Source organism: Mycobacterium sp. E3251, assembly GCF_001666835.1.
In the GTDB taxonomy this organism is placed as follows: domain Bacteria; phylum Actinomycetota; class Actinomycetes; order Mycobacteriales; family Mycobacteriaceae; genus Mycobacterium.
Genome location: NZ_LZJF01000014.1, coordinates 1 through 13,490 on the forward strand (window position 1 = coordinate 1; position 13,490 = coordinate 13,490).

The 13,490-nt window shown below is 69.2% G+C and carries 12 protein-coding genes; 5 read left to right on the forward strand and 7 right to left on the reverse strand.

Annotation, left to right across the window (positions count from 1 at the left end; all coding sequences use genetic code 11):
- Positions 1-175 precede the first annotated feature (175 nt).
- Positions 176-1,684: a sensor domain-containing protein gene (locus A5697_RS01695; protein ID WP_068007438.1), complete on the forward strand. Its 1,509-nt coding sequence runs from the start codon at positions 176-178 to the stop codon at positions 1,682-1,684.
- Between the two features lie 14 nt (positions 1,685-1,698).
- Here the strand turns inward: A5697_RS01695 and A5697_RS01700 are convergent, their stop codons facing one another.
- From A5697_RS01700 to A5697_RS01715, 4 genes are all read right to left on the reverse strand, one after another.
- A complete protein-coding gene (locus A5697_RS01700; protein WP_231971943.1) occupies positions 1,699-3,426 on the reverse strand; it encodes an NAD-binding protein in 1,728 nt (575 codons plus the stop codon).
- 66 nt (positions 3,427-3,492) lie between these two features.
- Positions 3,493-4,635, reverse strand: a complete 1,143-nt coding sequence (locus A5697_RS01705; RefSeq protein WP_068007440.1) for a DUF4185 domain-containing protein — start codon at positions 4,633-4,635, stop codon at positions 3,493-3,495.
- Positions 4,636-4,642: 7 nt separating this feature from the next.
- Positions 4,643-5,677: an aspartate-semialdehyde dehydrogenase gene (locus tag A5697_RS01710; protein ID WP_068007443.1), complete on the reverse strand. Its 1,035-nt coding sequence runs from the start codon at positions 5,675-5,677 to the stop codon at positions 4,643-4,645.
- Positions 5,678-6,943, reverse strand: coding sequence for an aspartate kinase (locus A5697_RS01715; protein ID WP_068007446.1), 1,266 nt, complete (start codon positions 6,941-6,943; stop codon positions 5,678-5,680).
- A 230-nt stretch (positions 6,944-7,173) separates the two neighbouring features.
- Between A5697_RS01715 and leuA the strand changes: the two genes are divergently transcribed.
- Positions 7,174-9,015, forward strand: a complete 1,842-nt coding sequence (leuA, locus tag A5697_RS01720; RefSeq protein ID WP_197500884.1) for a 2-isopropylmalate synthase — start codon at positions 7,174-7,176, stop codon at positions 9,013-9,015.
- 6 nt (positions 9,016-9,021) lie between these two features.
- Here leuA and A5697_RS01725 read toward each other — a convergent pair whose 3' ends face one another.
- Positions 9,022-10,014, reverse strand: coding sequence for a DEDDh family exonuclease (locus A5697_RS01725; protein ID WP_067943405.1), 993 nt, complete (start codon positions 10,012-10,014; stop codon positions 9,022-9,024).
- Between the two features lie 99 nt (positions 10,015-10,113).
- On the opposite strand from A5697_RS01725, the gene A5697_RS01730 reads away from it, so the two are divergent.
- Genes A5697_RS01730 through A5697_RS01740 form a run of 3 tightly spaced genes read left to right on the forward strand, consistent with a single transcriptional unit; the run spans position 10,114 to position 12,479 of the window.
- Positions 10,114-11,343 (forward strand): Mur ligase family protein, encoded by a 1,230-nt coding sequence (locus A5697_RS01730; RefSeq protein WP_068007451.1) that lies wholly within the window; start codon positions 10,114-10,116, stop codon positions 11,341-11,343.
- Positions 11,336-12,043, forward strand: coding sequence for a type 1 glutamine amidotransferase (locus tag A5697_RS01735; protein WP_068007454.1), 708 nt, complete (start codon positions 11,336-11,338; stop codon positions 12,041-12,043). The genes A5697_RS01730 and A5697_RS01735 overlap by 8 nt, the downstream gene beginning before the upstream one ends.
- 1 nt (position 12,044) lies before the next feature.
- Positions 12,045-12,479: a hypothetical protein gene (locus tag A5697_RS01740; protein WP_231971944.1), complete on the forward strand. Its 435-nt coding sequence runs from the start codon at positions 12,045-12,047 to the stop codon at positions 12,477-12,479.
- Between the two features lie 5 nt (positions 12,480-12,484).
- On the opposite strand, the gene recR is transcribed toward A5697_RS01740, so the two are convergent.
- The gene (gene recR / locus A5697_RS01745) at positions 12,485-13,096 is read right to left on the reverse strand and encodes a recombination mediator RecR (RefSeq protein WP_067943399.1); all 612 of its coding nucleotides are present in this window, start codon (positions 13,094-13,096) and stop codon (positions 12,485-12,487) included.
- A 10-nt stretch (positions 13,097-13,106) separates the two neighbouring features.
- A complete protein-coding gene (locus tag A5697_RS01750) occupies positions 13,107-13,454 on the reverse strand; it encodes a YbaB/EbfC family nucleoid-associated protein (RefSeq protein WP_068007455.1) in 348 nt (115 codons plus the stop codon).
- Positions 13,455-13,490: the final 36 nt, after the last annotated feature.

The window sequence follows — 13,490 nt, forward strand, 5'->3', positions numbered from 1 at the left end:
CAGGGCGGCTTCATCGCCGTCGCCGGACCGGCTCCCCGTTTGCGCCCGAACCCCGTCGATTCGCGGCGACCCAATCAGCCACCCGCTCCACCGCCGAAGATTTACGCTGCCTGAAACGCCTCAACCGCGTCCGCCCGCAGACCGACAAACCGCCGACCCTGCATCAGGAGAAAGCATGACGCTATTTGTCAGTCACTCCAGCCAGGACAAGGCGGCGATCCAGGATCTGTTGAAGGCGTTGCGGGACGCGCGTCAGCACGTGTGGGTTGACGAAACGTTGGGCGGCGGTGACGCATGGTGGCGCACCATCCTCGAGGAAATCCGGGGCTGCGACGTGTTCGTCTTTGCGCTGTCGAACAACTCGATCGCATCGAAACCGTGTCAAGCCGAGTTGCGCTACGCCGAGGCTCTGCGCCGTCCGATCCTTCCCGTGCAGGTGGGCCCGGTCGATTCCATGCGGCTCACTCCGCTGGCGGAGACGCAGGTCATCGACTACCGAAATCCGACCGTGGACAGTGGTATTCAGCTGATCGAAGCGGTGCACGAATTGAAGGACAAGCTTGAGCCGCTGCCTTCACCCCTGCCAGACGAACCGCCGGTGCCCTTCGCCTACCTGATGCGGCTGGGCCATACCCTCGCGGACCCGGAGCTCAGCGCCCACCAGCAGGCCGAGTTGGTGTCGGAGCTGAAGGCGGGGCTTCGCGAGGACGGGGCCGATCCGGCTGCGCGCCGCGACATCGCCCGGTTGCTGTCCAAGCTGCGTGACCGCCCGGACGTCACCTATCAGGCGCGAAACAGCATCGATGCCCTGCTGAAGTCGGTGGACGAGGAACCTGCGACCGCGGCAGCCGCACCGATCACGGCGTCCGGCGCGCCGGCGGAGCCCGAATCGGGAGCGGTCGCGGCGGACGGCTCCGACGCCGCGCCTCCGCACGCTCCCGAGGTCGGTAAGAGTCACCGGCCGCGCGCCAGGTGGGTCATCGCCGGCGGCGCGGGCTTGGCCGTTCTGATCGCGATCGTTGTCGTCGCGATGCTGCTGCTCCGCCCCAAGCCGGGTCCCGCCCCGGTGTCCCTGGAATCCGTCCTGCTCAGCGACGCGGAGATCAACTCCATCACGGGCACCTCCAATATGGCGAAAACCCCGGACAACCAAGGCAAGACGTTCAAGGACGTCAGCAAGGCGGTTGACGTGTCACCGCGGTGGTGCATGGGCGTGCTCTATCCCGGCGCGGACCTGACGTATGAAGACAGCGGAGAAAAGCAACTCGACTGGGCGGCGCTGGAGGATTCGGGTGGCTGGGTGCGGGCAGGCGAGGGCAATCACCACTTCGTCGATCAGGCCGTGGCGGCCTTTTCGACCAGAGACCAAGCCCTGGACTTCGTGCGGCGCTCGGCCAATGAGTGGGCGGCCTGCGACGGGAAGACGGTGACCGCGACCTACCTGGACAACGGCCGCGCGTACACGTGGGTCGTCGAAAACCTCACCGGGCACGCCCCGCAGATCACCCAGATGTACAGGCAACAGGGCAACGTTGCCAGCTACGCGTGCCAGCGGGTGTTGCAGGCGGCATCCGCCTACGTGATCGACGTGAAGGTGTGTGGGGACCACATCACCGACCAGGGCAGCGTGATCGCCGCGAAAATGGCCGTCAAGGTGCCGAAGTCCGCGGGGCCGAAGTTCTGAACTGGCGGCCGTTCTCACTTCCGCTGGGTGCGGATGATCTGCAGGCCGGCCGAGGCGAGCAGGGCGGGGATCTCCCGAACGAACACGCGGTCGTAGTCGGCGACGTCGTCGGGCAGGTCGGAGAATGCCACCAGATACGGGGTCCTCTTGTTTTCGATGTCCTTCTCGCCCAGAGACCAGCCGTCGGCGAGGCGCTCGGCCATCCAGCGGTCGTGCTCGGCGACCGCCAGCGTCTCGACCTCGTCGGTGCTGAACGCGAATTCCGATGCGTCCCAATCCCGCAGGGGCGCAAGATCACAACCGACGCTTCTCAGCTTGACCGCAATGTGGCGCGCCTGCGCGCGGCTGGAATCTTTGCGTGATTCGTCCAGCTCCGACCACGGTGGCGCGGGTTTACCGGAAGCGAGTTGTTCGGCGCACCAGCGGCGGTGGATGGCATGGGCGATCGCCTCGTACGAACCGCCGCGGGTGAGTTCGACCGTGCAGGTTCGTTCGAGCGTCGGGAAGACATCGATGTCGGGTCCCCCCGCGCCGCCGGCCTCATCGAGGAGCCGGGCGACTCCGCGCGACCGCGTCAGCGCGACCACCAAGGGGACGGCGGGATCCAGTTCATGCCTCAACTGCAACGCCAGCTCAACGGCCTGCTCGTCGTTGTCGGCGGTCACGTAGGCGCGGGCCAGCGGGGGCGCTCCCGCATCGGCGTGATAGGCGCGCAGCCGGTGGATCTTGCTGACCGAGGCGGGCAGGGTGATGAAGCTGCACACCTGCTCGAGGGCGGGATAGTGGCCGAGAAGCAACTGCACCCGGTGGTCGGCCTGGTTGTCGACGACGGTGACCACCAGCTCCCCGGCGTCGTCGGCACGGTGCTCATACCACTCGCGTGCCGCGTGGTATGCCACCCAGGCACCCAAGTCGCCGAGGCCGGCGATGAGGATGTGCGGGCGGTCGCACCCGGTGCCGACGGGAAACGCATCCAGCAGCGACCGCGCGCCGATCTCGTCGGTGTTGAAGAAGTCGAGCGCCGACGCCGCGCGCTCGGCCTCCCGGATCCTCAGCAGCGCGCACAGCTCCGGGTCCGCGATTTGGGCCAGACAGGTCAGCACGTTCCCGGAACGGCCACCCGCAAGCAGGCTGGCAACGGCGACGATCTCGGTGTTGACGGCGTCATGCGGACACAGCGCGAGCAGCCGCGCCGCGCGCCGGACACCGGCCGCCTGCAGGGTTCGTTCCTGCTGCGCGTCGCCGACGATGACCGGCACCCCCCAGCCGTGGCACAACTGCATGTTCGGGTTCGCCGCGTCCGAGTCGATGACAACCACGCGGTCCCCGGCCTCGCGGAGGTGGTGCAGAAACGCGCTGCCGACATCGCCGAGCCCGCACAGGACCACGTGACCGCTCATCAGCGGTACGCGCATCTGTTGCACGCGGTCGCGGAACAGCGACGCCAGGCCGCTGAGCCCCGCGAAGCCGGCGACGAGCGGGGCGAGGAAGCGGGCGATATCCAGCGTGACAGGCAGGTGGTCGTCGACCGGGGTCGACGCGGTGAACAGCTTGAAGCTCCAGAAGACGATGTCGCTCGGTTCGGGATGCCGTCTCCACAGCTGCCAGAACCCGATGTTTCCCAGCACCAGCGCCACCACGCCCAGCCCGGCGAGCACATGCCAGCGGTAGTAGGACACCAGACCTGCGACGGACCACAGAAAAGTCCGCACAGAGCCCCGGGCGCCGCGACTGTCGTTCACGCCAATATCGTTTCACCGCTGGTCAGCGATGTCTGGCATATCGCCCCGGCGGGAGGCGGCTTCTCGCTAGTCCGGCTTGAACGGGTTGACGGCGAACTGGATCACCCGATACGGCGCGGCCACGCGCGCGCGAGTGTCCCACTGGCTGACGAAGATTCGCAGCTCGTCGAGCGTCGAGCCGGGCGAGATGTATCCGCCGTACGGCTGCGCGAGCCGGTTGTCGTAGGGCGGCGGCAGGCTCTCCGCGGGCTCGGGCCACTCGTCGTGCTGCACCACCGTGGTCACCGGTGCGTCGCCAAGCGACGTCGGGTCGTTGGCGACTCGCACCTCCATGTTGCCGGTCACCGCGTTGAAATACGACAGCACGGCCTTGCCGTCGATCTGCCGCACGCACATCTCGCCCACCGCGTCCGGCCACAGCGGGGTGGGGGGTTTGCCCCAGCCGCCGTCGGGTCCGGCCGCCCAGCCCTGCCATCGGGACCGGTCGGTAAACGTTTGCGGGGTGGCCCGATACAGCACGACAGGATCCCGACGGGTGAAGCTGTCGGCGACGATATACACCCATCCGGTGGGCGAGTCGGGCGTGGGGATCGGGTCGTAGTAGCCGCTGATCTGTGTCTGTGAGCCGCCCTGGTACGACGCGGGTCGCCGCGATCCCGCGAGGGTCTGCCAGCCCGCCCGCGCGGGTTCGGCCGTGACGAGCCGGGAGCTTTGCGGCTCCAGGTTCTTCGTGGTCGTCACCATCATGTAGTTGCGCCGGTTGATCTGCACCACGCCCGCGGGCAGCTGCGAGGCGCCGGGCGGGGCGGGGTCGGCGAGCAGCGGTTTGCTGACCCCGGTGACGCCGGTGTAGCGCACGCCGGCCGGGTCATCGACGGAAGCGGTGTCCACGCGCAGCGCCACCGGCGCGTACCAGCCGCCGAACCCGACGCCTTGGCCGGCGAAGCTGTCGCCGCAGACCTGCAACAGCTCGGCGGGGAACTCGACGAACTCACAGAGATCCGTCGCGCCGATGCCGTAGTCGCCGGTCGGGGTGCCGGTGCCGGCCGTCGGGCCGATCCGCAGCACCTGACCGGGCGCCAGCGGCTGAACGATCGGCTCGGGGACCGGCGCGGGCGGGTCGGCGTGCGCGGCCCAAAACCATTGCGGCGCAAACAGAATCACAGCAAGCGAGCACCGCGCGACCAGTCGGGCGTGGGCGGTGCTCACCCGCCTATTACAGCTGGGCGGCCAGCAGCTCGGCAATCTGGATGGTGTTCAGCGCCGCCCCCTTGCGCAGGTTGTCTCCCGAGACGAACAGGGCGAGGCCGCGCCCATCGGGGACACCCGGGTCCTGCCGGATGCGGCCCACCAGCGATTCGTCGACGCCCGCGGCCGCCAACGGGGTCGGCACGTCGACGACCTTGACGCCGGGCGCGCCGTCGAGCAGCGCCCGGGCACGCTCGGGCGACAGCGGCCGCGCGAATTCGGCGTTGATCGACAACGAGTGCCCGGTGAACACCGGCACCCGCACGCAGGTCCCGCTGACCGCCAGGTCGGGGATGCCGAGGATCTTGCGGCTCTCGTGCCGCAGCTTCTGGTCCTCGTCGGTCTCCCCCGAGCCGTCGTCTACCAGCGACCCGGCCAACGGCACCACGTTGAAGGCGATCGGCGCGACATAGGTCTTCGGCGCCGGGAACTCGACCGCGGAGCCGTCGTGCACCAACTGCTCGGCGTCGTCGATGACCGCGCGCGCCTGCGTGGCCAGCTCCTCGACGCCGGCCAGCCCGCTGCCCGACACGGCCTGATAGCTCGACACCACCAGGCGGGTCAGCCCGGCCTCGTCGTGCAGCACCTTGAGCACCGGCATCGCGGCCATCGTGGTGCAGTTCGGGTTGGCGATGATGCCTTTGGGTCTGCGGTGGGCGTCCCGCTCGAAGTTCACCTCGGACACCACCAGCGGCACTTCGGGGTCCTTGCGCCACGCCGACGAGTTGTCGATCACCGTCACCCCAGCCGCGGCGAACCGTGGCGCCTGCACCAGCGACATCGTCTTGCCGGCCGAGAACAACGCGATGTCCAGGCCGGTCGGGTCCGCCTTCGCGGCGTCCTCGACTTCGATCTCCTGGCCGCGGAATTCCAGCTTGCGCCCTTGCGAGCGGGCGGACGCGAAGAACCTCACCGACGTCGCGGGGAAGTCCCGCTCGTCGAGCAACCTGCGCATCACCTGGCCCACCTGGCCGGTGGCGCCTACGACGCCGATGGCAACCATTTACCTGCCCGTCCCCGCGTACACCGTCGCCGACTCCTCGCCGCCGAGCCCGAACGCCTCGTGCAACGCCACGACGGCCTTGTCTAGTTCGGTGTCGCGGCACAGCACCGAGATGCGGATCTCGGAGGTGGAGATCAGCTCGATGTTGACGCCCACCTCCGCCAGGGCCTCACAGAAGGTCGCGGTGACGCCCGGGTGGCTGCGCATGCCCGCACCGATCAGTGACACCTTGCCGATGTGGTCGTCATAGAGCAGCTGGGTGAACCCGATCTCGTCCTTGAGCGAATCCAGCTTGGCCACCGCCGTCGGCCCGCTGTCCCGCGAGCAGGTGAAGGTGATGTCGGTCTTGCCGTCCTCGACCTTGGAGACGTTCTGCAACACCATGTCGATGTTCACGTCGGCCTCCGCGACGGCCCGGAACACCCGGGCCGCATAGCCGGGGATGTCGGGGATGCCGACGATGGTCACCTTCGCCTCGCTGCGGTCGTGCGCGACTCCGGTAAGGATGGGGTCTTCCATGGCGATGTCCTTGATCGATCCCTTGACGACGGTGCCCGGTTTGTCCGAGTACGACGAGCGGACGTGCACCGGAATGTTGTAGCGGCGAGCGTATTCCACGCAGCGCAGCATCAGCACCTTGGCGCCGCACGCCGCCATCTCGAGCATCTCCTCGAACGTCACGGTGTCCAGCCTGCGGGCGTTGTGCACGATCCGGGGGTCAGCGCTGAAGATGCCGTCGACGTCGGTGTAGATCTCGCAGACGTCGGCGTGCAGCGCGGCGGCCAGGGCGACGGCGGTGGTGTCCGAGCCGCCCCGGCCCAGCGTGGTGACGTCGCGCGTGTCCTGGCTGACCCCCTGGAACCCGGCGACCAGCACGATGCGCCCCTCGTCGAGCGCATCCCGCAGGCGGCCCGGCGTGACTTCGATGATCTTCGCGTTGCCGTGGGTGCCGGTGGTGATGACGCCGGCCTGCGAACCGGTGAACGAGCGCGCCTGCGCTCCCAGCGATTCGATCGCCATGGCCACCAGCGCGTTGGAGATGCGCTCGCCGGCGGTCAGCAACATGTCGAGTTCGCGCGGCGGCGGGGCCGGGCACACCTGCTGGGCAAGGTCCATCAGGTCGTCGGTGGTGTCGCCCATGGCCGAGACCACCACGACGACGTCGTTCCCCTGCTTCTTGGTCGCGACGATGCGCTCGGCGACACGACGGATCCGATCGGCGTCGGCCACCGAGGATCCGCCGTACTTTTGCACGACGAGCGCCACTACTTTTCCCGCCCTTCCGGCACGTTTTAAGCCCACAACAGAATACGTGGCTGCGCATAACGGTTTACCCAGCGTTGCTAAGCACTCCGGCCTGCGGTTTTGAGCGAGTTCTAGCGCAATTTTCTCCGCGACGCCAATCGCGGTAGAGTTCTCCTCGTGCAGCGGGTGCTCCTCCTCGGACGCCGCGACGGGGTCTGATCCAGACCGGCTTCCCGTCGCGGGTGTTCGCGATGCGCCGGTCTGAGGTTCCTTCTGACACCCCCGGAGCAACTACCGTGACTTCCAATCCCGACGCCTATACGTCAACACGTTCGATCGTCAAACCCGCGGGCCCGCCGGGGCCCGGCCAGCCCGCATGGAACCCGCAGCGCGGTTCGGCGATGCCGGTCAACCGGTACCGGTCCTTCGCCGAGGAAGTCGAGCCCATCCGCCTGGCCGACCGCACCTGGCCCGACCGCGTCATCGACCGCGCCCCGCTGTGGTGCGCGGTGGACCTGCGCGACGGCAATCAGGCGCTGATCGACCCGATGAGCCCCACCCGCAAGCGCCGCATGTTCGATCTGCTCGTTCGGATGGGTTACAAGGAGATCGAGGTCGGGTTCCCGTCGGCCAGTCAAACCGACTTCGACTTCGTTCGCGAGATCATCACCGACGGCGCCATTCCCGACGACGTCACCATCCAGGTGCTGACCCAGTGCCGTCCCGAACTCATCGAGCGCACCTTCACCGCGTGCGAGGGTGCGCCGCGGGCCATCGTGCACTTTTACAACTCGACGTCAATCCTGCAGCGCCGCGTGGTCTTTCGCGCAGACCGGGCGGCCGTGCAGGCCATCGCCACCGACGGCGCCCGCAAGTGCGTCGAAGAGGCGGCCAAATACCCTGGCACGCAATGGCGTTTCGAATATTCGCCGGAGTCCTACACCGGAACCGAGCTCGAATACGCCAGGCAGGTGTGCGACGCCGTCGGCGAGATCATCGCGCCGACGCCGGAGAACCCGATCATCTTCAACCTGCCCGCCACGGTGGAGATGGCCACTCCCAACGTCTATGCGGACTCGATCGAGTGGATGAGCCGCAACCTGGCCAACCGGGAATCCGTCATCCTGAGCCTGCACCCGCACAACGACCGCGGAACGGCCGTCGCCGCAGCCGAATTGGGCTTCGCCGCGGGCGCCGACCGGATCGAGGGTTGCCTGTTCGGCAACGGCGAGCGCACCGGCAACGTGTGCCTGGTGACGCTGGGGCTCAACCTGTTCTCCCGCGGCGTGGACCCCCAGATCGACTTCTCCAACATCGACGAGATCCGTCGCACGGTGGAGTACTGCAACCAGCTGCCGGTGCCCGAGCGGCACCCCTACGGCGGGGACCTGGTCTACACCGCGTTCTCCGGCAGCCACCAGGACGCGATCAACAAAGGCCTGGACCAGATGAAGATCGACGCGGACGCCGCGGACGCCGACGTCGAGGACATGCTCTGGCAGGTGCCGTATCTGCCCATCGACCCCAAGGATGTCGGCCGCACCTACGAGGCGGTGATCCGGGTCAACTCGCAGTCCGGCAAGGGCGGGGTTGCCTACATCATGAAGTCCGACCACGGCCTCGCGCTGCCGCGGCGGTTACAGATCGAGTTCTCCCAGGCAATCCAGAAGATCACCGAGGGTGAGGGCGGCGAGGTCTCCCCGAAGGAAATGTGGGACGCGTTCTACGAGGAGTACCTGGCCCCGGTGTGGCCGCTGGAGCGGATGAAGCAGCGGGTCGAGGCGTCGGAGGAAGACAGCGGCACCACCACGATCACCGCGACCGTGAAGGTCAACGGGGTGGAGACGGAGATCAGCGGCGCCGGCAACGGCCCCCTGGCGGCGTTCGTGCACGCGCTGGGCGATGTGGGGTTCGACGTCGCGGTCCTCGACTACTCCGAGCACGCTATGAGCGCCGGCGACGACGCACAGGCCGCGGCGTACGTGGAGGCGTCGGTCAACGGCCGCACGGTGTGGGGCGTCGGCATCGCGCCGTCGATCACCACCGCGTCGCTGCGCGCCGTCGTGTCCGCGGTCAACCGCGCGTCGCGCTAGCCGGCGCTAGAACAGCGCGAGCTGCTGGTCGAGCGTGGTGGTATCGGTGAACTCCTCCATGCTGGTGCCGCCGACGACGGCGCGGATGGAGTCCATGAACTGCGTGTCGGAAATCACCGGTATCCCCAGCTGCCGGGCCAGGTAGCCCTTGCCCTGGTCCGGCGCGGGATCGTTGCAGACCACCAGCGACGTCTCCCCGTCGACGGTGTCGCTGTAGGCCAGCCCGGCATGCAGGATCCGCTCCACGAGTTCCTCGTGGGTGCGCCCCACCTCGGCCGCCAGGGCCACCCGCATGCCCTGCACCAGCGGCCTGCCGCCCACGTAATGGCCGGGGTTGAGATACGGGCAGGGCATCCGCGAGGCCAGCACCTTCAACGGGCGCAGCTCGTCATGCGTGACGCGGCCGTTCGGCCAGCGGCGCCGCGTCACCGGATGCACCGGCAGCCAGATGTCGCATTCGCGCGCCCGCTCGAGGGCCGAGGCCAGCACACCGGTCAGCACCATCGCGTCGTCGAAGGCGTCGTGCGGCCGTTCCTGGGTCACGCCCCAGTGCGCCGCCAAGGTCTCCAACCGCAGGTTGTCGATGCCGAGATCCAGCCGCCGGGCCAGCTCGACCGTGCACATGACGGAGTCGATGGGGAGTTCGGCCTCGGCGAGCTCGGCTTCGGCGGCCAGGAACGCGTAGTCGAACGCGACGTTGTGGGCTACCAGCGTGCGGCCGTCCAGCACCTTGACCACGTCGTCGACGATGTCGGCGAACTGCGGTTGGTCTTCGAGCATGGCGGCGGTCAGGCCGTGCACGTGGGTGGGCCCGGGATCGACCCCGGGGTTGAGCAGGCTGACCACGGATTGCTCGACGCGCCCGTCGTCGTCGAGGCCGAGCACCGCCAGGCTGATGACCCGGGCCTGGCCCGGCCGAAAGCCCGTGGTCTCGACGTCGATGACAGCCCAGCCCCCGTCCGGCTCGCTGGCCGGTCGCCCCCAGGACACCCGGTTCATGACTTGAGGATGGCACGTCCGACCGACAACGCCTGGTCGCTGCGCTGCCGTGTCGGCGGTGAATTCGATGCGGCCGGTGGCCGCCTTTAAACTGCGCGGGTGATCACCACCCGCGCACGCCTCGCCCTCGCCGCCGGAGCGAGCGCGCGCTGGGCATCGCGGGTGACTGGGCGCGGCGCCGGGGCGATGATCGGCGGCCTGATCGCGATGACCCTGGATCGCTCGGTGCTTCGCCAGCTCGCGGCCGGACGGCGCACCGTCGTCGTCACCGGCACCAACGGCAAGTCGACCACCACCCGGATGACCGCCGCCGCGCTGGGCACGCTGGGACCGGTGGCCACCAACGCCGAGGGCGCCAACATGGACGCCGGCCTGGTGGCCGCGCTGGCCGCGCACCGCGATGCGCCGCTGGCGGCCCTGGAAGTCGACGAGATGCACGTGCCGCACGTCTCCGATGCCGTCGAGCCCGCGGTCGTCGTGCTGCTCAACCTGTCGCGCGACCAGTTGGACCGGGTCGGCGAGATCAACGTCATCGAACGCACGTTGCGGGCCGGGCTGGCCAGGCACCCGACGACGGTCGTCGTCGCCAACTGCGACGACGTGCTGATGACGTCGGCGGCCTACGACAGCCCGAACGTGGTCTGGGTGGCCGCGGGCGGCTCGTGGGCCAACGACTCGGTCAGCTGCCCGCGCAGCGGCGAGGTCATCGTCCGCGAGCAGGGCCACTGGTATTCCACCGGCGCGGACTTCAAGCGGCCCAGCCCGCAGTGGTGGTTCGACGACGAGACGCTGTATGGGCCCGACGGGCTGGCGCTGCCGATGCGGTTGGCGCTGCCGGGCGCGGTCAATCGGGGTAACGCCGCCCAGGCCGTCGCCGCGGCCGTCGCGCTGGGCGCCGATCCTTCGAAGGCGGTGGCGGCCGTGTCGGGCGTCGACGAGGTCGCCGGGCGCTACCGGTCCGTCCGCGTCGGCAACCACGAAGCGCGGATCCTGCTGGCCAAGAACCCGGCCGGCTGGCAGGAGGCGCTGTCCATGGTGGACAAGCAGGCGGCCGGGGTGGTCATCGCGGTCAACGGGCAGGTGCCCGACGGCGAGGACCTGTCCTGGCTGTGGGACGTGCGGTTCGAGCACTTCGAGGAGACGGCCGTCGTGGCCGCCGGGGAACGCGGCACCGACTTGGCGGTGCGCCTCGGCTACGCCGGCGTCGACCACACCCTGGTGCACGACACCGTGGCGGCGATCGCGTCCTGCCCGCCGGGGCGGGTCGAGGTCGTCGCCAACTACACCGCGTTCCTCCAGCTGCAACGGGCGTTGGCGCGCCATGGCTGACTCGGCGGTGCGGATCGGGCTGGTGCTGCCCGACGTGATGGGCACCTACGGCGACGGAGGCAACGCGCTGGTGCTGCGCCAGCGGCTGCGGCTGCGGGGCATCGCCGCGGAGATCGTCGAGATCACGCTCGCCGACCCGGTGCCGGACTCGCTGGACCTCTACACCCTGGGCGGCGCCGAGGACTATGCGCAGCGGTTGGCCACCAGGCACCTGATCAAGCATCCCGGGCTCCAGCGGGCCGCGGAGCGGGGAGCGCCCGTGCTGGCGATCTGCGCCGCCGTTCAGGTGCTGGGGCGCTGGTATGAGACGTCGGCGGGGGAACGGGTCGACGGAGTCGGCCTGCTCGACGCGACCACCTCGCCGCAGGACGCCCGCACCATCGGCGAGCTGGTCAGCAAGCCGCTACTACCCGGGCTGACCCAGCGGCTCACCGGTTTCGAAAACCACCGGGGCGGCACCGTCCTGGGCCCGGCCGCGTCGCCGCTTGGCGCGGTGGTCAAGGGCGCGGGCAACCGGGCGGGCGACGGCTTCGACGGCGCGGTCCAGGGCAGCGTAGTCGCCACCTACATGCATGGGCCGTGCCTGGCCCGCAACCCGGAGCTGGCCGACCTGCTGCTGAGCAAGGTGGTGGGTGAGCTGGCGCCGCTGGAGCTGCCCGAGGTGGAGTTGCTGCGCCGCGAGCGGTTGGGGGCGCGCTGACGTGAATGAGATCGCGAGAATCGGCCGGCCGGGGTTGGCGGGCGGCGGCGCCCTGCTGGTCGCGGCCGCATTGATTACGCCGGTGCCGGCGCACGCCACCCCGGAGGTGCCGAGCGGTAGCTACACCGTGCTCTATACCGACAGCGACAAGTCGACCACGTGGCTTTTCGCCCCCTGCGGGTCGGACTGCACGCTGGCGACCTCGCAGGACGGCGGGACGTTCGTCATCAGCTGGGAGTTCGACCTCGCGAACGGACGCTGGACCCACAGCGGCGCGACGCAGGCGCCGTGCGCGAACGGAACGTCGGTCCCGGCAACCGTCGACTACAGCTTCGACGCGGTGTCGCTTGCCGGTGAGGGCCGGACGACCACGTCCGACGGGTGCGGCGGTCCAGGCTCGACGGTCACCCGGCCGTTCCGATTGACCAAAACCTGAGCGTCTCAGACCATCGCCCGGCGGCCGGCCAGCGCGCGGCCCAGGGTCAGCTCGTCGGCGAATTCCAGGTCGCCGCCCATCGGCAGCCCCGACGCGATCCGCGTCACGGTCAGCCCGGGGATGTCGCGCAACATGCGGACCAGATAGGTCGCGGTGGCCTCGCCCTCGGTGTTCGGGTCGGTCGCGATGATCACCTCGGTGATGTCGACATCGTCGACCCGCTCCCCGATCCGGCTCAACAACTCGCGGATCCGCAGCTGATCGGGCCCCACGCCCGACAGCGGGTCCAGCGCGCCGCCCAGCACGTGGTAGCGGCCGCGGAACTCGCGGGTGCGCTCGACGGCCTGGACGTCCTTCGGCTCCTCGACGACGCAGACCAGCGAGCCGTCCCGGCGGGGGTCCGAGCAGATCCGGCAGCGCTCGTTGTCGGAGACGTTGCCGCACACCGCGCAGAACCGCACGCCGTCGCGGACCTTGCCCAGCGCCGCGGTCAGCCGGTCGATGTCCGGCGGTTCGACCGACAACAAATGAAAGGCGATGCGCTGAGCGCTTTTGGGCCCGATGCCCGGCAGCTTGCCGAGCTCGTCGATCAGGTCCTGGACGGGTCCTTCAAACATGTCGGAATATCTAGAGCCCCGGCGCCGGCGCCGGCGGCTGGCCCGGGGCTGGGCCGCCGAAGCCGCCGGCCAGCGCGCCCAGCCGCTCCTGCGCCATCCGGGTGACCTGCTTCGACGCGTCGCCCATGGCTCCGACGATCAGGTCCTGCAGCGTCTCGACGTCCCCGGGGTCGACGACCTTGGGATCGATCTGCACCGCGACCACTTCGCCGCTGCCTTTGACGGTCACCCTGACCAAGCCGCCGCCGGCCTGCCCGTGCACCTCGGCATTCGCGAGCTGTTGCTGGGCTTCCATCAACTTCTGCTGCATCTCCTGCGCCTGGGCCAGCAGCGCCGACATGTCGCCTCCGGGTTGCATGACAGTCCCCTCGCATCTTGGTCTCAAGTTGGTTTC

Excerpts from the sequence above, each read along its gene's own strand:
- A5697_RS01695 (WP_068007438.1), top strand. The coding sequence starts at position 176 with ATGACGCTATTTGTCAGTCACTCCAGCCAGGACAAGGCGGCGATCCAG.
- A5697_RS01710 (WP_068007443.1), bottom strand. The coding sequence starts at position 5,677 with ATGGTTGCCATCGGCGTCGTAGGCGCCACCGGCCAGGTGGGCCAGGTG.
- leuA (WP_197500884.1), top strand. The coding sequence starts at position 7,174 with ATGCGCCGGTCTGAGGTTCCTTCTGACACCCCCGGAGCAACTACCGTG.
- A5697_RS01725 (WP_067943405.1), bottom strand. The coding sequence starts at position 10,014 with ATGAACCGGGTGTCCTGGGGGCGACCGGCCAGCGAGCCGGACGGGGGC.
- A5697_RS01735 (WP_068007454.1), top strand. The coding sequence starts at position 11,336 with ATGGCTGACTCGGCGGTGCGGATCGGGCTGGTGCTGCCCGACGTGATG.
- recR (WP_067943399.1), bottom strand. The coding sequence starts at position 13,096 with ATGTTTGAAGGACCCGTCCAGGACCTGATCGACGAGCTCGGCAAGCTG.
- A5697_RS01750 (WP_068007455.1), bottom strand. The coding sequence starts at position 13,454 with ATGCAACCCGGAGGCGACATGTCGGCGCTGCTGGCCCAGGCGCAGGAG.